Source organism: Streptomyces sp. S3(2020), from assembly GCF_013044505.1.
Taxonomy (GTDB): domain Bacteria; phylum Actinomycetota; class Actinomycetes; order Streptomycetales; family Streptomycetaceae; genus Streptomyces.
Map to the genome: position 1 here is coordinate 1 of NZ_JABERD010000212.1, position 16,473 is coordinate 16,473.

Annotated in this window: 16 protein-coding genes and 1 pseudogene; 9 read left to right on the forward strand and 8 right to left on the reverse strand. The window is 69.4% G+C overall.

Annotation, left to right across the window (positions count from 1 at the left end; genetic code table 11):
- Positions 1-126 precede the first annotated feature (126 nt).
- A pseudogene (locus HLK59_RS40310) lies at positions 127-1,245 on the reverse strand (streptophobe family protein); the annotation flags it as partial.
- 226 nt (positions 1,246-1,471) lie between these two features.
- Here HLK59_RS40310 and HLK59_RS40315 point away from each other — a divergent pair.
- Positions 1,472-4,006 (forward strand): FHA domain-containing protein, encoded by a 2,535-nt coding sequence (locus HLK59_RS40315; RefSeq protein WP_171146620.1) that lies wholly within the window; start codon positions 1,472-1,474, stop codon positions 4,004-4,006.
- A 110-nt stretch (positions 4,007-4,116) separates the two neighbouring features.
- On the opposite strand, the gene HLK59_RS40320 is transcribed toward HLK59_RS40315, so the two are convergent.
- From HLK59_RS40320 to HLK59_RS40330, 3 genes are all read right to left on the reverse strand, one after another.
- On the reverse strand, positions 4,117-4,851 hold the full coding sequence (locus tag HLK59_RS40320) for a transglycosylase SLT domain-containing protein (protein ID WP_171146621.1): 735 nt from the start codon (positions 4,849-4,851) through the stop codon (positions 4,117-4,119).
- 269 nt (positions 4,852-5,120) lie between these two features.
- Complete coding sequence (locus HLK59_RS40325; RefSeq protein ID WP_171146622.1) at positions 5,121-6,278, reverse strand: S-adenosylmethionine:tRNA ribosyltransferase-isomerase; 1,158 nt, start codon at positions 6,276-6,278, stop codon at positions 5,121-5,123.
- Entirely contained in the window at positions 6,275-6,970 is a 696-nt protein-coding gene (locus HLK59_RS40330; protein ID WP_171146623.1) for an SDR family NAD(P)-dependent oxidoreductase, read from the reverse strand. Before HLK59_RS40330 ends, HLK59_RS40325 begins: the two co-directional genes overlap by 4 nt.
- A 188-nt stretch (positions 6,971-7,158) precedes the next feature.
- Here HLK59_RS40330 and HLK59_RS40335 point away from each other — a divergent pair, with 188 nt between their 5' ends.
- The 4 genes from HLK59_RS40335 to HLK59_RS40350 all read left to right on the forward strand — a co-directional run bounded on the left by HLK59_RS40335 (position 7,159) and on the right by HLK59_RS40350 (position 9,773).
- Positions 7,159-8,304 carry a GAF domain-containing sensor histidine kinase gene (locus HLK59_RS40335; protein WP_171146624.1) on the forward strand — a complete coding sequence of 382 codons (1,146 nt, stop codon included), beginning with the start codon at positions 7,159-7,161 and terminating at the stop codon, positions 8,302-8,304.
- A complete protein-coding gene (locus tag HLK59_RS40340; RefSeq protein WP_171146625.1) occupies positions 8,297-8,938 on the forward strand; it encodes a response regulator transcription factor in 642 nt (213 codons plus the stop codon). Before HLK59_RS40335 ends, HLK59_RS40340 begins: the two co-directional genes overlap by 8 nt.
- A gap of 157 nt (positions 8,939-9,095) precedes the next feature.
- The gene (gene chpE, locus HLK59_RS40345; protein WP_171146626.1) at positions 9,096-9,341 is read left to right on the forward strand and encodes a chaplin ChpE; all 246 of its coding nucleotides are present in this window, start codon (positions 9,096-9,098) and stop codon (positions 9,339-9,341) included.
- Positions 9,342-9,533: 192 nt separating this feature from the next.
- Entirely contained in the window at positions 9,534-9,773 is a 240-nt protein-coding gene (locus HLK59_RS40350; RefSeq protein WP_171146627.1) for a chaplin, read from the forward strand.
- Positions 9,774-9,887: 114 nt separating this feature from the next.
- On the opposite strand, the gene HLK59_RS40355 is transcribed toward HLK59_RS40350, so the two are convergent.
- Complete coding sequence (locus HLK59_RS40355; RefSeq protein ID WP_171146628.1) at positions 9,888-10,676, reverse strand: hypothetical protein; 789 nt, start codon at positions 10,674-10,676, stop codon at positions 9,888-9,890.
- A gap of 138 nt (positions 10,677-10,814) precedes the next feature.
- Between HLK59_RS40355 and HLK59_RS40360 the strand changes: the two genes are divergently transcribed.
- From HLK59_RS40360 to HLK59_RS40370, 3 genes are all read left to right on the forward strand, one after another.
- Positions 10,815-11,612 carry an ABC transporter ATP-binding protein gene (locus HLK59_RS40360; RefSeq protein ID WP_171146629.1) on the forward strand — a complete coding sequence of 266 codons (798 nt, stop codon included), beginning with the start codon at positions 10,815-10,817 and terminating at the stop codon, positions 11,610-11,612.
- A gap of 50 nt (positions 11,613-11,662) precedes the next feature.
- Positions 11,663-12,094, forward strand: a complete 432-nt coding sequence (locus HLK59_RS40365; protein ID WP_171146630.1) for an NfeD family protein — start codon at positions 11,663-11,665, stop codon at positions 12,092-12,094.
- Positions 12,095-12,226: 132 nt separating this feature from the next.
- Complete coding sequence (locus HLK59_RS40370; protein WP_171146631.1) at positions 12,227-13,165, forward strand: SPFH domain-containing protein; 939 nt, start codon at positions 12,227-12,229, stop codon at positions 13,163-13,165.
- 87 nt (positions 13,166-13,252) lie between these two features.
- Here the strand turns inward: HLK59_RS40370 and HLK59_RS40375 are convergent, their stop codons facing one another.
- The 3 genes from HLK59_RS40375 to HLK59_RS40385 form a co-directional block, all read right to left on the reverse strand.
- Complete coding sequence (locus tag HLK59_RS40375; RefSeq protein ID WP_171146632.1) at positions 13,253-13,759, reverse strand: HNH endonuclease; 507 nt, start codon at positions 13,757-13,759, stop codon at positions 13,253-13,255.
- A 157-nt stretch (positions 13,760-13,916) separates the two neighbouring features.
- Complete coding sequence (locus HLK59_RS40380; protein ID WP_171146633.1) at positions 13,917-14,456, reverse strand: YbhB/YbcL family Raf kinase inhibitor-like protein; 540 nt, start codon at positions 14,454-14,456, stop codon at positions 13,917-13,919.
- 43 nt (positions 14,457-14,499) lie between these two features.
- Positions 14,500-15,282, reverse strand: a complete 783-nt coding sequence (locus tag HLK59_RS40385; RefSeq protein ID WP_171146634.1) for a sporulation protein — start codon at positions 15,280-15,282, stop codon at positions 14,500-14,502.
- 156 nt (positions 15,283-15,438) lie between these two features.
- On the opposite strand from HLK59_RS40385, the gene HLK59_RS40390 reads away from it, so the two are divergent.
- On the forward strand, positions 15,439-16,080 hold the full coding sequence (locus tag HLK59_RS40390) for a DNA-3-methyladenine glycosylase (RefSeq protein ID WP_171146635.1): 642 nt from the start codon (positions 15,439-15,441) through the stop codon (positions 16,078-16,080).
- Positions 16,081-16,473 lie beyond the last annotated feature (393 nt).

Genomic DNA, 16,473 nt, shown 5'->3' on the forward strand with positions numbered 1-16,473 from the left:
CCTCTCCCCCCACCCCCCCCCCCGCCCCTCTCCCCCTCCCCCGCCCCTTCAGTTGTCTATAACACCCCCCCTCTCACCCGCCGGTTCCCCGACACCGCCCCCGGCCTGCGCCGATCCCGGGACAGGTACCCCCACCGGCGTCCGCACCGCCGTCAGCACCCCCGCCAGCAGCAGCATCATCGCCGCCGCGACCCCCAGCAGCCACACCCGTCCGTCCAGCTCCGCCAGCCGCGACAGCGACACGGACTGGTCGCGCTCGGAGCTCAGGAGGTCGTCCAGGGGGTCCGGGAGGAAGGTGGCCAGCGGACCGGTCGCGCGGCCGTCCCACGGCACGAACAGGCCGATCGGGATGCCCAGCCAGGTGCCGTTGGGCGTGCCCAGCAGCGCCGCGCCCGCGATCCGCTTCGGGTGGTCGTCGCCGATCGAGGCGTACGCCGCCGCCGCGAGCCCCGCCGCGACCGCGACCAGCAGGACGGTCACCAGGGCGGACACCGCCGGGCGTACGACGCGGTGCACCGCTTCCCAGCCACGAGGCAACGGTGTGCGGCGCGAGGCCAGGAGCGCGATCAGCAGGACGCCGGCCGACCAGAGCAGGCCCCCGAGCAGCGTCGGCACCGTGTCCACCGTGAAGCCGACCGCCGCCTTCGCGTCGACCAGGTCACCGATCTGGTCCGGGAGCAGTCCACCGATGTCCCCGACATCGCCGAGGCCCGGGATCTCCAGACCCCCGCCTCCTCCTCCGCCGCCGCCGGGAAGGTTGTCCAGGCCGAGCGCACCGCCGTCGATCGTGATGATGTCGTGACCCGCCCAGGCCAGCCCGCCCAGCGTGGCCACGAAGAGCGCGACCACCGCACCCGCGCGCGCGAGGAGTTCGGCCGGTGCGACGACAACCCCGGCCGCCCGTAAGGACCGTAGGAAGAACCATGACAAAAGGAGCGCACCGACCAGACCGACACCCAGTGGCGTGATCTCGATGGCCGTCGCCGCCTCCGCTCCCGTCAGTCCGAAAGCGGACACATCGCCGGACGGTGTCACCGAACCACCCGCCCCGAGCGCCACTACCGCCGCGGTCATCGGGCCGAGCGATGCCGTCGTGTCGGCCTCCAGCAGGTGCAGGCCGAGTGCGGCGACGCCCGCCATCCCGATCAACGCCCAGCTCACGGCGGCGATCGCGGACAGCAGGATGTCCCCCCACGGCAACTTCGAGCCGTGCTTCGTGGTCCCGATACTCATGGACGCGCTCATGGCAGACCCCCCGATCCGCGGCGCGGCCGATCGCCGCGCATGTCCCCCTCGCGTGGATTACCACTCTCCGGGTCGGTTTCAACCCCGTCAACGGAACCGGTCGAAGCGTGTGCGCGTGGTCTTCACAAGGCCCGACTTTCGGTCAGGGGGCGGAGCCTGAAATAGTTCCCGACGATGTTCGACATCCCTAGACTCCCTGTGTTGGGGGTAACTCGGGGGACTACTCATGGGGCATGGAGTGCCGGAACTCGTACTGGAATTGAATGGACGTACCTGGACGCTCGACCCGTCCAGGCCCTACACCCTCGGACGCGATCCGCAGGGTGACATCGTGCTCGACGACGCCAGGGTGTCCTGGCGGCACGCCACGATCAGCTGGAACGGCCGCAGTTGGGCCATCGAGGACCACGGCTCCACGAACGGCACGTTCGTGCAGGGTCAGCGGATCCATCAGCTGGAGCTCGGCTCCGGCTCGGCGGTGCACCTCGGCAACGCGACCGACGGCCCGCGGGTGAGCCTGTCCGGCACCGCGGCCCCGGCCGCGCAGCCGCAGCAGCAGCCGTACGCCGCCCAGGGAGCACAGGGGGGTCAGGGCGCTCAGGCCGCTCCGGCCGCGAACCCCGGCTGGGCCCAGCAGGCGCCGCAGCAGCAAGCCCCGCAGGCCGGCTGGCAGCAGCCCGCCGCGCAGGTTCCGCAGCAGCAGGGCCCCGGCGTCGGCGCGGGGGCGCCGCCGGTCTACGGCGACCGCAGCCCGACCACGTTCCACCAGTTCTCGATCGGCCGCGTGATGCGGATCGGTCGTGCCCTGGAGAACGAACTGGTCGTCTCCGACCTGCAGGTCTCCCGTCACCACGCCGAGTTCCACTCGACGCCCGACGGCCGTATGGAGATCCGCGACCTCGGCTCGCACAACGGCACCTACGTCAACGGCCAGCCGATCGCCAAGGGCGGCTCGATCCTGCTCGGCCCGACGGACATCGTCGGTGTCGGTCACTCGACGTTCCGGATCGTGGGCGACCGCCTAGAGGAGTTCGTCGACACCGGTGAGGTCTCCTTCTCGGCCCGCCATCTGACGGTGACCGTCGACGGCGGCAAGCAGATCCTCAAGGACGTCTCCTTCGGCGTCCCGGAGAAGTCGCTGATCGCGGTCATCGGCCCGTCCGGATCCGGCAAGTCGACGCTGCTCAAGGCGCTGACGGGCTACCGTCCCGCCAACCAGGGCGACGTCCTCTACGACAACCGGAACCTCTACAAGCAGTTCGCCGAGCTGCGCCAGCGCATCGGTCTGGTCCCGCAGGACGACATCCTGCACAAGGAGCTGACCGTCAAGAAGGCCCTCAAGTACGCGGCCAAGCTCCGCTTCCCCGCCGACACGACCGGCGCCGAGCGCGACGCCCGTATCGACGAGGTGCTGCGCGAGCTGAAGCTGGACATCCACAAGGAGAAGAAGGTCACCTCCCTCTCCGGTGGCCAGCGCAAGCGTGTCTCGGTGGCCCTGGAACTGCTCACCAAGCCGTCGCTGATCTTTCTGGACGAGCCCACCTCGGGCCTCGACCCGGGCATGGACCGCGACGTCATGCAGCTGCTGCGCGGCCTCGCCGACGACGGCCGCACCGTCCTCGTCGTCACCCACTCCGTGGCCGAGCTCGCGATCTGCGACAAGCTCCTCGTGATGGCTCCCGGCGGTGCGGTCGCCTACTTCGGCCCGCCCGAGGAGGCGCTGAACTTCTTCGGCTACGACACCTGGGCCGACGTCTTCTCCGCCTTCGAGAACTACCGCGACTACGACTGGGCCGGACGCTGGAAGGGCTCGCAGCACTACCAGATGTACGCCGCGGACATCGACGCGATCGCACCGCAGTCCGTACAGATGCCGCCGATGCAGGCGATGAGGCCGCCGAAGCCCCAGGGCTGGATGGGCCAGTTCGTCACACTGGTGCGCCGCTACGTCTCGGTCATCGCCTCGGACAAGGGCTTCCTGGCCCTGACGGTGATCCTGCCGCTCGTCCTCGGCTCGGTCAGCCTGCTCATCGACTCGGGCAATAGCCTGCTGCCCAACCCGGCCAACGCACAGGGCCGGATCATCCCGAACGGCACGGCCACCACGGTCCTGCTGATCCTCGCGGTGGGCGCCTGCTTCGCCGGCGCCGCGAACTCCGTCCGTGAGCTGATCAAGGAACGGGTCATCTACGAGCGGGAACGTGCCACCGGCCTGTCCCGTTCCGCGTACCTGATGTCCAAGGTCTTCGTGCTCGGTGTGGTCACCGTGCTCCAGGGCCTGATGGTCGGTGTCATCGGCTTCGCCAGCCGGGAGATCCCCGAAGAGGGCCTGATCTTCAAGGGCGCGCCCCTGATCGAGCTCTGCATCCCGATCATGGCGCTGGGCTTCACCTCGATGATGTTCGGCCTGATCATCTCCTCGCTGGTGAAGACGGCCGAGAAGACCATGCCGCTGCTGGTCATGTTCGCGATCATCCAGGTCGTGTTCACCGGCTGCCTCTTCGCCCTGAACGGCGCGGTCGGCGTCAACCAGTTCTCGTACCTGATGCCCTCGCGCTGGGCGGTGGGCGCGGCCGGCGCCACGCTGGACTTCAACAAGATCAGCCCGCCCGAGGAGGGCAGCTCCAACGACCCGCTGTGGGAGCACACCGCCGGTGCCTGGGGCATGGACATGGTCGCCCTGATCATCCTGGGCGTGATCTGCGGCTTCTTCGTGGCCCGCTTCCTGCGCCGCCACGAGCCCGAGGTCATGCGCAAGTAGTCGCGTCCGTACGACGCCGAAGGGCGGCACCCCGGTGGGGGTGCCGCCCTTCGGCATGCGTTGCCTGGCGTGCTTCGCCTCGGGCAGGCGTACGAGAGGTCCGCGCGGCCTCAGTACGCGCCGTTGACGTTGTCGATCGAGCCGTACTTGTCGGCGGCGTAGTTGGCGCTGGCGACGATGTTGGCGACCGGGTCGTACTGGCTGAAGGGGGTGCCGGAGACGTGGTACGCGTCGAAGGTCGGCTTGATGATCTGGAGCAGGCCGATCGACGGGGTGCCGTTGATGGCGTTGACGTCCCAGTTGTTGATCGCGTTCGGGTTGCCCGAGGACTCCCGCATGATGTTGCGGTACAGGCCGTTGTAGGTACCCGGGATGCCCTTGGACTTCATGATGTCCAGGGACTCCTTGATCCAGCCGTCCAGGTTGTTGGCGTAGGACTTCGTGGCGGCGGCCTTCACCGTGGCGCGCTTGGCGGACCGGCTCGCGGCCTCCTTCGCCGCGCGCTCCCGCTCGGCCTTCTTCTCGGCCGCGGCCTCGGCGGCCGCCTTCTTCTTCGCGGCGGCCTCGGAGGCGGCCTTGGCGGCGGCCTTCTTCGCGGCGGCGGCCTCGGCGGCCTGGGTCTGAAGGCTGGAGTCCGCGAGCTGCTCGGTCACGTCCGACTGGAGGCCCTTGAGCTGCTCCGAGCTGTAGGCGACCTTCGCCGAGGAGGCGGCCTCGCTCGTGGTCGTCTCCGCGTTGCTGGGAACCGCGGAGAACGCGAGGGCGGCGGCGCCGAGCGTGGCGACACCGGCGAGGGCGACCTTGTGGCGCTTGGTCAGCGCGCGACTGTGGCTCTTCTTGGACATGCGGGGACCTCTTCGAATAGCGCGGAGGCCGCTCTTCGTGCAAAAGCCGCGGGCGGAACCCGCGGCGGTGAGCGACGGCTGCCATTCTTAGCGGCCGCAAAAATGTGTGGCAAAGGTGTGACGTACGATCCCGGGTAGTTGACCGGGGAAGGGCAAAACGGGACAGACAGGAACGTCTGCCCCGCTCACCGAGGACGGCTTTATCTCCTATTCACCTTCGTACGTGATGTGCGCCCTATGTGCGGGCTCACATCGGAGGCGTAGCAGTCTCACCAGCAGTTGCGACAGCAATGCTCTGTGTGAGGACTCTCCTCCGGGAGGATGAGATGCACGTCCCCGAACTCGTGCCACAGGTACAGCCCGCGCAGCGCCTCCGTGTACGCGCGGTCGATCGCCGCCCGTCCGGCCACCGCCTCCAGCATCAGCAGATGCGAGGCCTCCGGCTCGTGCAGCCCGGTCAGCAGCCCGTCCACCACCCGCACCCCGCGCTCCGGGGTCACCACGAGATCCGTCCACCCCGCACGCGCGCGTACGGCCCCGTCGGCGCCGACCGCCGACTCCACGGCCCGTACGGCGGTCGTCCCGACGGCGACGACCCGGCCGTCCCCCGCCTTCACGGCGTTGATCAGCCGCGCCGACGCCTCCGGCACCGCGAACCGCTCCGGATACGGCGCCTCGTGCGCCTCCGCCGACGCCACCCCGGTATGCAGCGTGACCGGCGCGAACTGCACCCCCCGACTCACCAGCTCCGCCACCAGCCGCGCTGTGAAAGGCCGGGCGGCACTCGGCATCTCCGCACTGCCGGCCCCGTCGGACGAGGGCAGCGCGAACACGGTCTGGTAGACGGAGAGAGGCTGATCGCGCTCGGTGTAGGAGTAGCGGATGGGCCGCCCGTACTCCCGCAGCAGACCGCCGACGCGGGCTCCGGCGCCGGCCTGCCCGGACACGGTGGTCAGCCCGTCCACGGCCTCGGTGGCGGTCCTGGAGCCCCCGGCCCCCGACACCCGCGCCCACCACAGCCGCCCACCCACCGCGCTCAGCGGCTCCTCCAGCCGCAGCCGCATGCCCCCGGGCAACCGCACCTCCGTACCCTCGGGTCCGCCCGCACGCGCACGCGTGGTGCCCCGCTCGTCGGGGTCCCGCAGCTCGACCGCCCACCGGCCGTCGTCCCCGCGCGTGGAGAAGTGCACCACCACGCGTGCGTGCCCGATCCGTCCGTCCACGGCAGCGGCCAGCGTCGGCGACGTGTTGACGACGAGCAGATCCCCGGCCCGCAGCAGCCGCGGCAGCTCCGCGAAGGCGTGGTGCGCCACCTCGGTACCGCGGGACACGAGCAGCCGTACGGCGTCCCGGTCCAGCCCCGGCCCACGCTGCTCGGCCGGGATCCGGGCGGACAGCTCCTCCGGGACGTGCAGGGCCGTCGTCATCGCCCCTCCACCAGCGCGGGCGCGGTGTACCGGCCGCTCACCGGCCGCTCGTCGAGCAGCCGCAGGAAGCCGGGGACCACGTCGGCCGGGTCGGGCCGCGGTTCCTCGTCGTCCGGAACGGCCGCCGCGCACAGCTCCGTGGCCATGTCCCCGGGGTCGACCGCCCAGACCCGCAGCCCGGGCTCCTCCTCGCCCAGCACCGCCACGAGGTGGTCCAGGGCCGCCTTCGAGGCCCCGTAGCCGCCCCACGTCTCATATGCCTCGGCGGCCGCGTCCGAACTGACCGCGATCACCGTCCCGATCCCGGACGCCCGCAGCAGCGGCAGCGCCTCCTGGACCAGACCCAGCGCGGCCACGACGTTCACCTCCAGAGCCCGCCGCAGCCCCTCCAGGGGCAACGCGTCCAGCCGTACGAGCGGCTCGGCGCCCAGCGCGCTGGCGTTGCTCACCACCAGATCGACCCCGCCGAACCGCGCCGCGGCCGCCACCAGATCGGCCCGGTGCCCGGCGTCCGTGACGTCCCCCGGCAGCGCCGCCACCCGCGCGCCGTACTTCTCCAGCTCCTCCGCCACTTCCCGCAGGGCCCCCGCGCCTCTGGCGTCGAGCACCAGATCCCAGCCGCGCGCGGCCAGCGCCCCGGCGAGCGCCCGCCCCAGACCCTTCGAGGCCCCCGTGATGACCGCTACCGACATGACCACGTCCCCTCGTCGTTCCCGACGCCTTCTCATCGGCGTGATCCCAACGTAGGAACCGGACCGCCCCGGCCGCGTCGGACGCGGGTCGCGAGCCGATGGGGCCCTTCGCCCTAGGCCCACCGCCCTAGGCGGTCGCCGCCACAGGTCCGATACGGACTGTCACACCCCGCCGGTACCGTGAGGGCATGAGTCAAGGACCCAGGTCCGGCCTGGCGGCGGTGAGCTCCGCGCTGCTGGCCATGAGCAGGCACCTCGAGGTGCGCGACGTCCTCAAGACGATCGTCGCCTCGGCCCGCGAGCTGCTCGACGCGCAGTACGCGGCACTCGGTGTCCCGGACGACCACGGAGGCTTCGCCCAGTTCGTGGTCGACGGCGTCAGCGACCAGCAGTGGAAGGCCATCGGCCCGCTCCCGCGCCAGCACGGCATCCTCGCCGCGATGCTCCAGGAGGCGAAGGTCGAACGCCTCGCCGACGTACGCAAGGACCCCCGCTTCGAGGGCTGGCCCTCGGCCCACCCCGACATGTCCGACTTCCTGGGCCTGCCCATCCGCGACGGCGACGAGGTCATCGGCGCCCTGTTCCTGGCCAACAAGAACTGCCACAAGCCGGACGGCGGCTGCGGCTTCACCGCGGAGGACGAGGAACTGCTCTCCATCCTCGCCCAGCACGCCGCGATCGCCCTGACCAACGCCCGCCTGTACGAGCGCAGCCGCGAGCTGACCATCGCCGAGGAACGCTCCCGCCTGGCACACGAACTGCACGACGCGGTCGCCCAGAAACTGTTCTCCCTGCGCCTCACCGCACAGGCCGCCGCCGCCCTCGTCGACCGTGACCCCTCCCGCGCCAAGGGCGAGCTGCAACAGGTCGCCGCGCTCGCCGCCGAGGCCGCCGACGAACTGCGCGGCGCCGTAGTGGAGCTGCGCCCCGCGGCCCTCGACGAGGACGGCCTCGTCGCCACCCTGCGCACCCAGGTCCATGTCCTGGACCGCGCCCACACCGCGCACGTGACCTTCGACAGCTCTGGCGTCCGCGCCCTGCCCGCCTCCCAGGAGGAAGCCGTCCTGCGCGTCGCCCAGGAGGCCCTGCACAACGCCCTGCGGCACTCCGGAGCCGAACAGGTCGACGTGACACTGGCCCGGCGCGACGGCGGAGTCGTGCTGCGGGTCACCGACGACGGCAGCGGCTTCGACCCGCAGCAGACCCGTCGAGCGGGCCGCCACCTCGGACTGGTCTCCATGCGGGACCGGGCCGGCGGGGTCGGCGGCGCGCTGACCGTGGAATCGGCGCCCGGCAAGGGCACCACCATCGAGATGGAGGTCCCTGGTGGCTGACGCAATCAAGGTGCTGCTCGTCGACGACCACCAGGTGGTCCGCCGCGGACTGCGCACCTTCCTCGAAGTACAGGACGACATCGAGGTCGTCGGCGAGGCCGCCGACGGCGCCGAAGGGGTCGCCCGCGCCGAGGAACTCAAACCCGACGTCGTCCTCATGGACGTCAAGATGCCGGGCATGGACGGCGTCGACGCGCTGCGCAAGCTCCGCGAACTGGACAACCCCGCGCGCGTGCTGATCGTCACCAGCTTCACCGAACAGCGCACGGTGGTCCCGGCGCTGCGCGCGGGCGCCGCCGGTTACGTCTACAAGGACGTCGACCCGGACGCCCTCGCGGGCGCCATCCGCTCCGTCCACGCCGGGCACATCCTGCTCCAGCCGGAGGTCGCGGGTGCCCTGCTCTCCCAGGAGGAGGCCAACAACGGCCAGGGCAGGGCGGGTTCGCTCACGGAACGCGAGCGCGAGGTCCTCGGCCTGATAGCGGACGGCCGCTCGAACCGTGAGATCGCCCGCGCCCTCGTCCTGTCCGAGAAGACCGTCAAGACCCACGTCTCGAACATCCTGATGAAACTCGACCTGGCGGACCGCACCCAGGCCGCGCTGTGGGCGGTACGTCATGGAGTGGCCGGTTGATCCACGGGGCGGACGGCAATACGGAGGGTTCCGCTCCGGACTGAGATTCATACCGTCGTGGGAATGTCCCCCGGATGGCGCATCCTTCGTGGATCTCCACCGTTCTCCAGTGCGTGCTGCGGCGACTGCCGCGGCAATCGCTAGGAGGGGCTCAGAAGTGAAGAACCTGAAGAAGGTAGCGGCCGTGACGATGGTGGCCGGCGGGCTGGTCGCCGCCGGTGCCGGTATGGCCTCCGCCACCGACGGCTCGCACGCCGACGGCAAGGCCGTGGGCTCGCCCGGCGTCATCTCGGGCAACCTCGTCCAGGCCCCGGTGCACGTTCCGGTGAACGTGGTCGGCAACAGCGTGAATGTCATCGGTGTCCTGAACCCCGCGTTCGGCAACCTCGGCATCAACCGCTGACCTCCACCACGGAGCGGCAGTGACCTCCGGCCTCCCGGGCACTCACTCCTGGGGGGCCGGTCAGTTTGTCCGCCCAATGATCCGAACGGGCAGTTGCGGCCCACCTTCCGTACCGTTCCCGCACGCTCCCGCGTTGATCAGCGCACGACCCGCGGCCGGGTCGGTTACGCAAACGCAGGAGGAACGCTTCTCATGAACATCGCCAAGAAGGCCGCCGTGGCCCTCACCGTCGCCGGTATCGCCACGGGTGCCGCTGCCGGTGCCGCTGTCGCCGACTCGGGTGCCGAGGGCGCGGCCGTGAAGTCGCCGGGCGTCGCCTCGGGCAACCTGGTCCAGGTTCCCGTCCACGTCCCCGTCAACGTCGTCGGCAACGCGGTCGACGTCATCGGCCTGCTCAACCCCTCCTTCGGCAACGAGGGCTCGAACGACTGACGTCGGTTCCCGACCGACGAAGGGCTCCGCGAATCAAGGGCGATTCGCGGAGCCCTTCGGTGTGCTCGGCGCGGCCCGCGATCAGTGGCACACCCACGCCGCCGGACCTGCCCGCTACCGCACCCCCCGCTCCCGCTCCTCCACATACGCGTTGTACGCGGCGACCTGAGCCCGCCGAGCCGTCCGCTCGACCGGCCGCAACGCCTCGGAGCGCGCCGCCATCTCACCGGCGCTCACCGCACCCCCGTGGCCGTTCTCAGCGGCCACGGAGATCAACAACCCCACCCGCTGCGCAAGCTCCAGCACCCGCACCGCCCGAGGCGGATACCCCGGCGCGAGCACCTCCCGCCCCCGCTCGGACCGCGCCCGATACGCATCGATCGCCGCCGCGGCCACCGGCCCCGACCCGGCCACGTCCAGCCGCGTCAGCACATCCGTCGCGTCCCGCAACGCCTCCGCCAGCTCCCGCTCGGCCTCGCCCAGCGACGGCACATCCGCGGGCGGCGCCTCCCGCACCGGCAGCACATGCCACACCACCTCGACATGCACATCACCGGACGGCCCCGCCTCGTACACCTCCGGCACCAAGCCGAGCGCGGCCCCGTGGCAGATCACCGCCTCCTCGGCCTCCAGCGCCCGCGCATTGAACTCCGGAGGCCCGCTCAGCCCGAGCGGATGCCCGGACGCGGGCAGCGCGATGCGCAACCCCGTCACCCTGAGCGACCGCAACCGCCCGAGCGCGAGTGTGAGTCCGACGGGCGCCGACTCGCCCGGCAGCCCCTCCACCCGGTGCACGGCATCCTCACCCACGATCGCGAGCACGGCGTCGTCAGGTGAGACAAGTCCGGCAAGAAGGCAATTTCCCCAAGCGGCAAGGCGTCCAGAGCGTGGTTCCGAGAGCATGCCCCCACCCTAAGGACCGGACCGATGGATTGGACGGGCCGACCGGTGGCGTAGATTTCGTTGAGGGCTGCGCTCAAACGCGCGCGCGACCGCCGAGACGCCGAGACCGGTCAGACTGCAAGGGGAGACAACGCGCTCATGAGCGATGTTCTGGAGCTTGAGGACGTATCCGTGGTCCGTGAGGGCCGGGCTCTGGTGGACCAGGTCTCCTGGTCGGTCAAGGAGGGCGAGCGCTGGGTCATCCTCGGCCCCAACGGCGCCGGCAAGACCACCCTCCTGAACGTCGCCTCCAGCTACCTCTACCCCAGCAAGGGCACCGCGACCATCCTCGGCGAGACCCTCGGCAAGCCCGGCACCGACGTCTTCGAGCTCCGCCCGCGCATCGGCGTGGCCGGCATCGCCATGGCCGACAAGCTCCCCAAGCGCCAGACCGTCCTGGAGACCGTGCTGACGGCCGCGTACGGCATGACGGCCACCTGGCAGGAGGACTACGACGAGATCGACGAGCAGCGTGCCCGCGCCTTCCTCGACCGCCTCGGCATGAGCGACTACCTGGAGCGCAAGTTCGGCACGCTCTCCGAGGGCGAGCGCAAGCGCACCCTCATCGCCCGCGCCCTGATGACCGACCCCGAACTGCTGCTCCTCGACGAGCCCGCCGCCGGCCTCGACCTCGGCGGCCGCGAGGACCTCGTACGCCGACTCGGCCGCCTCGCCCGCGACCCGATCGCCCCCTCGATGCTGATGGTCACCCACCACGTCGAGGAGATCGCCCCCGGCTTCACCCATGTCCTCATGATCCGCCAGGGCCAGGTCCTCGCCGCGGGTCCCCTGGAGCTCGAACTCACCTCCCGCAACCTCTCCCTCTGCTTCGGTCTCCCGCTCGTCGTCGAGCAGGTCGGCGAGCGCTGGATCGCACAGGGCCTGCCTCTCTCCTGACGCTCCTCGCGCCCTGTCCGCAAAGGGACTTGCGGACCTACCATGACCATGTGAACGACATCGACGCATGGGTGTGGTGGCTCATCGGCGCGGCCTCGCTCGGAATCCCGCTCGTGATGACGGCGATGCCGGAGTTCGGCATGCTCGCGGTGGGCGCCGTCGCCGGCGCTGTCCTCGCGGGCCTCGGCTTCGGCGTGGTGGTGCAGGTGCTCGCTTTCGTCGTCGTCTCGGTCGCCCTCATCGGCGTCGTACGGCCCATCGCGGCTCGGCACAGCGCACAACGCCCCCAACTCGCCACGGGAGTGGAGGCGTTGAAGGGAAAACAGGCGGTCGTACTGGAACGTGTCGACGGTTCCGGCGGCCGGATCAAGCTCGGCGGCGAGGTTTGGTCGGCCCGCGCCCTCGACGTCGACCGCGCCTACGAAGTAGGACAAGAAGTGGACGTCGTGGAGATCGAGGGAGCGACCGCGATCGTCATCTGACCTCGCACGACTCAACTGAACCGAACAGCCCCCGAGTTGCTCGACGGTCTGTCAGACTCGACCAGCAAGATCTTCAACAACCATAAGATCTTCCGAAAGCGCCGAGGCGGAGAGAGGTACGGGGAAGCGACGATGGAACCGGTCATCATCGTTTTGATCATTCTGGTGGTGTTGGTCTTCATCGCCTTGATCAAGACCATCCAAGTCATCCCACAGGCCAGCGCCGCGATCGTCGAGCGCTTCGGCCGCTACACGCGGACACTCAACGCGGGCCTCAACATCGTCGTCCCGTTCATAGACACCATCCGCAACCGCATCGACCTGCGTGAACAGGTCGTCCCGTTCCCGCCGCAGCCGGTGATCACCCAGGACAACCTGGTCGTCAACATCGACACGGTCATCTACTACCAGGTGACCGACGCGAGGGCCGCGACCTACGAAGTCGCCAGCTACATCCAGGCGATCGAGCAGCTGACGGTCACCACGCTCCGCAACATCATCGGTGGCATGGACCTCGAACGCACCCTGACCTCCCGCGAGGAGATCAACGCGGCCCTGCGAGGCGTCCTCGACGAGGCGACCGGCAAGTGGGGCATCCGGGTCAACCGCGTGGAACTGAAGGCCATCGAGCCCCCGACCTCCATCCAGGACTCGATGGAGAAGCAGATGCGCGCCGACCGCGACAAGCGCGCCGCGATCCTCACGGCGGAAGGCACGCGCCAGGCGGCCATCCTCACCGCCGAGGGCGAGAAGCAGTCCCAGATCCTCCGCGCGGAAGGCGAGGCCAAGGCCGCGGCCCTGCGCGCGGAGGGCGAAGCCCAGGCCGTCCGCACGGTCTTCGAGGCCATCCACGCCGGCGACCCCGACCAGAAGCTCCTCTCCTACCAGTACCTCCAGATGCTCCCCAAGATCGCCGAGGGCGACGCCAACAAGCTCTGGATCGTCCCCAGCGAAATCGGCGACGCCCTCAAGGGCCTCTCCGGCGCCATGGGCAACTTCGGCAACCTGGGCGGCGGCAGCCAGGGCAACGGCGGAGGAACAGAACGCAGGGAGAAGCCGTCGATCGACTGACGCGGATTCTCCTGTACGACATCGGGGCTCGCCTTCAAGACGAAGGCGAGCCCCGATGTCCTCAGGGGTGTGGGGAACTGCGCGAGATCAGGCGGCGTCCCGAGCCAACCAATCCGGCAGCGCCTGAAACTCCTCGGTCCCCAGCGACAGCAGCATCGCGTCCGCGGGACTCGGCTCGAACGGCGCCCGCAGCAACGGCATACCCGCCTGCTCCGGAGTCCGGTCGGCCTTACGGTGGTTGTCCTCCGCGCAGGAAGCCACCGTGTTCAGCCAGGAGTCCTGACCACCCTGCGCCCGCGGCACCACGTGGTCCACAGTCGTCGCCCTGCGCCCGCAGTACGCGCACCGGTGCCGGTCCCTGACCAGCACACCCCGCCTCGACCACGGCGCTTGTCTTCGGAACGGCACCCTCACGTACCTGCACAGCCTGATCACCCGGGGCGCCGGTATGTCGACCGCGGCTCCGCGCATACGCAGTTCGGGGTGGGACTGCTCGACGACGGCCTTGTCCTGGAGCACCAGAACGACGGCTCGGTTCAACGTCACCGTCGACAGCGGCTCGAAGCTCGCGTTCAGTACCAGCGTGTCCCGCATAACCAGCCCACCTCCTGTGTGCACCGGCCCACCCCGTTGGCGGGCTGGGATCAACTCTGGCCGGGCACGCCGAGATGGACAACGAAATAAAAAGTGCCCGCCCCTGATCACTTCCAAGACCAGGGGCGGGCAAACGTTCCATGAACGTCGGGCTTGTTCAGCCCTCTTCAGGGTTCTCGTACTCACCGATCAGTTGCGCACGCGCGATCGCGTGGAACCTCAGATTGAAGCCCACGTAGGCGGGAGAGGCGTCGGCATCCGGCCCGAGCTTCTCCTGGTCGACGGCGTACACCGTGAAGACGTACCGGTGCGATCCATCTCCAGGAGGCGGCGCGGCCCCACCGAAGTCCTTGCTGCCGTAGTCGTTGCGTGCCTGTACGGCACCCTCGGGCAGCCCTTCGAACTTGCCGCTGCCCGCGCCCACCGGCAGCTCGGTCACCGAGGCCGGAATGTCGAACAGCACCCAGTGCCAGAACCCGCTGCCCGTCGGGGCGTCGGGGTCGTAGCAGGTCACGGCGAAGCTCTTGGTCCCGGGCGGAAAGCCTTCCCACCGCAGCTGCGGCGAGATGTTGCCGGCCGCGTACACCTGAGCGTCCTTGAGCGTCGCCCCTTCCGCGATGTCCTCGCTCGTCACCGTGAACGACGGGACGGGCGGGTGGAAGTCATGGGGGAGAGGCCGCCGCTTCAGCTCGGTCACCTCGGTACCTCCTGATCGATTACCGGAATCAGCAGTGCCGAGCCTAGAACCAGTTGCGCTTGCTGCCGACCTCGGAGAGCCACTGGTTGAGGTAAGCCGCCCAGTCGGTGCTCTGGTGGTCGTGCAGACCCACCTGGAAGGAACGGAAGGTGTCGCTGCCCTCGCTGAAGAGCCCCGGCTTCTTGTCCATCTCCAGCACGACGTCCATGGCGTTCTGATCGGCCACGAAGCTCAGCTCGACCTGGTTGATACCCCGGTACTGCTGCGGCGGGAAGAACTCGATCTCCTGGTAGAACGGCAGCTTCTGCCGGGTACCCCGGATGTGACCGCGCTCCATGTCCGCGTTCTTGAACCGGAAGCCCAGCTGGATGAAGGCGTCCAGGATCGCCTTCTGCGCGGGCAGCGGGTGCACGTTGATCGGGTCCAGGTCACCGGAGTCCACCGCACGCGCGATCTCCAGCTCCGTGGTCACACCGATGTGCATCCCGCGCAGCGGCTGACCGTCGATCGTCGTGACCGGCGTCTCCCACGGGATCTCGAGCCCGAACTGCACGGCGTGCACCGCACCGGCCTTCAGCTCGAAGGCACCGCCGAGCCGCTGCTTGGTGAACTCGATGTCCTGCTTGTACTCCTGGTCGCCGCTCTCGACCTCGACCTTGGCCTGAAGCCCGACCGACAGCCCCTCGATCTGCTGGTCCACGGACCCACCCTGGATCCGCACCTCGCCCTGGACGACACCACCCGGAACGACATTGACCTCGGTCAGCACCGTCTCGACCGAAGCCCCGCCGGCCCCCAGGCTCGCGAGCAGCTTCTTGAACGCCATGACTCTCCCTCTTACGTCGTCCTGCTTCTTGTGCGTGGACCCTTGATCCATACAAACGCGATCCGGCCGTGGCCGGTTCCGCGCCCTCACCCTTGCAAGGCGAACGCCCCCTGACCACCCCGTTGCAGCCACCCGTCTGCACTACCCTCGGACGGCATGATCGCGACCCCCGACCGTACGCCCCTCCCACGCGAGTTCTTCGACCGGCCCGTACTGGACGTCGCCCCCGACCTTGTCGGCCGCATCCTCGTACGCACCACCCCGGACGGTCCGATCGCCCTCCGCATTACAGAGGTGGAGGCCTACGACGGGCAGAACGACCCCGGCTCCCACGCCTATCGCGGCCGCACCGCCCGCAATGACGTGATGTTCGGTCCGCCCGGTCACGTGTACGTCTACTTCACCTACGGCATGTGGCACTGCATGAACCTGGTGTGCGGCCCGGACGGCACGGCGAGTGCGGTCCTGCTCCGCGCCGGCGAGATCGTCGAGGGCGCCGAGCTCGCTCGTAAACGTCGACTCTCGGCCCGAAATGACAAGGAACTGGCCAAAGGCCCCGCACGCCTGGCCACGGCCCTGGATGTGGCCCGCTCCCTGAACGGCACGGACGCGTGCGCCTCGGGCGACACACCACTGAGGGTCCTCGCCGGTACACCGATCCCCTCCGACCAGGTACGCAACGGTCCCCGCACCGGAGTGTCCGGCGACGGCGGCGTCCACCCCTGGCGCTTCTGGGTCGTCAACGACCCGACGGTGAGCCCTTATCGGGCCCATACGCCGAGGCGTCGCTCAAGTTGACGCGCCCTTACGGGGTGCGTAATGTAGCCCGAGCCGCTTGACCCGGGTACTGCGTTCGTCAGCAGCCGGAGGCGGCCAAACCACTACCTACGACATCCTCTCAGCGAGGGTGAATTCGGTGTGCCTGCATGCCTGAATTCGAACTCGCGGAACTCGATTATGAGTTGCCGAGCGGATGGGCTAACGTAGTGAATGTCGAAAGGCCGACAGGCGAAAGCCCAAAGCCCCAGACAAATCCCAACCGACAGGGAATCGGACGCCGAAAGGGTCTGATAGAGTCGGAAACGCAAGACCGAAGGGAAAAGCCCGGAGGAAAGCCCGAGAGGGTGAGTACAAAGGAAGCGTCCGTTCCTTGAGAACTCAACAGCGTGCCAAAAATCAACGCCAGATTAG

Excerpts from the sequence above, each read along its gene's own strand:
- HLK59_RS40360 (WP_171146629.1), top strand. The coding sequence starts at position 10,815 with ATGAGCGATGTTCTGGAGCTTGAGGACGTATCCGTGGTCCGTGAGGGC.
- HLK59_RS40320 (WP_171146621.1), bottom strand. The coding sequence starts at position 4,851 with ATGTCCAAGAAGAGCCACAGTCGCGCGCTGACCAAGCGCCACAAGGTC.
- HLK59_RS40375 (WP_171146632.1), bottom strand. The coding sequence starts at position 13,759 with ATGCGGGACACGCTGGTACTGAACGCGAGCTTCGAGCCGCTGTCGACG.
- HLK59_RS40385 (WP_171146634.1), bottom strand. The coding sequence starts at position 15,282 with ATGGCGTTCAAGAAGCTGCTCGCGAGCCTGGGGGCCGGCGGGGCTTCG.
- HLK59_RS40335 (WP_171146624.1), top strand. The coding sequence starts at position 7,159 with ATGAGTCAAGGACCCAGGTCCGGCCTGGCGGCGGTGAGCTCCGCGCTG.
- HLK59_RS40315 (WP_171146620.1), top strand. The coding sequence starts at position 1,472 with ATGGGGCATGGAGTGCCGGAACTCGTACTGGAATTGAATGGACGTACC.
- HLK59_RS40350 (WP_171146627.1), top strand. The coding sequence starts at position 9,534 with ATGAACATCGCCAAGAAGGCCGCCGTGGCCCTCACCGTCGCCGGTATC.
- HLK59_RS40330 (WP_171146623.1), bottom strand. The coding sequence starts at position 6,970 with ATGTCGGTAGCGGTCATCACGGGGGCCTCGAAGGGTCTGGGGCGGGCG.
- HLK59_RS40355 (WP_171146628.1), bottom strand. The coding sequence starts at position 10,676 with ATGCTCTCGGAACCACGCTCTGGACGCCTTGCCGCTTGGGGAAATTGC.
- HLK59_RS40370 (WP_171146631.1), top strand. The coding sequence starts at position 12,227 with ATGGAACCGGTCATCATCGTTTTGATCATTCTGGTGGTGTTGGTCTTC.
- HLK59_RS40390 (WP_171146635.1), top strand. The coding sequence starts at position 15,439 with ATGATCGCGACCCCCGACCGTACGCCCCTCCCACGCGAGTTCTTCGAC.
- HLK59_RS40325 (WP_171146622.1), bottom strand. The coding sequence starts at position 6,278 with ATGACGACGGCCCTGCACGTCCCGGAGGAGCTGTCCGCCCGGATCCCG.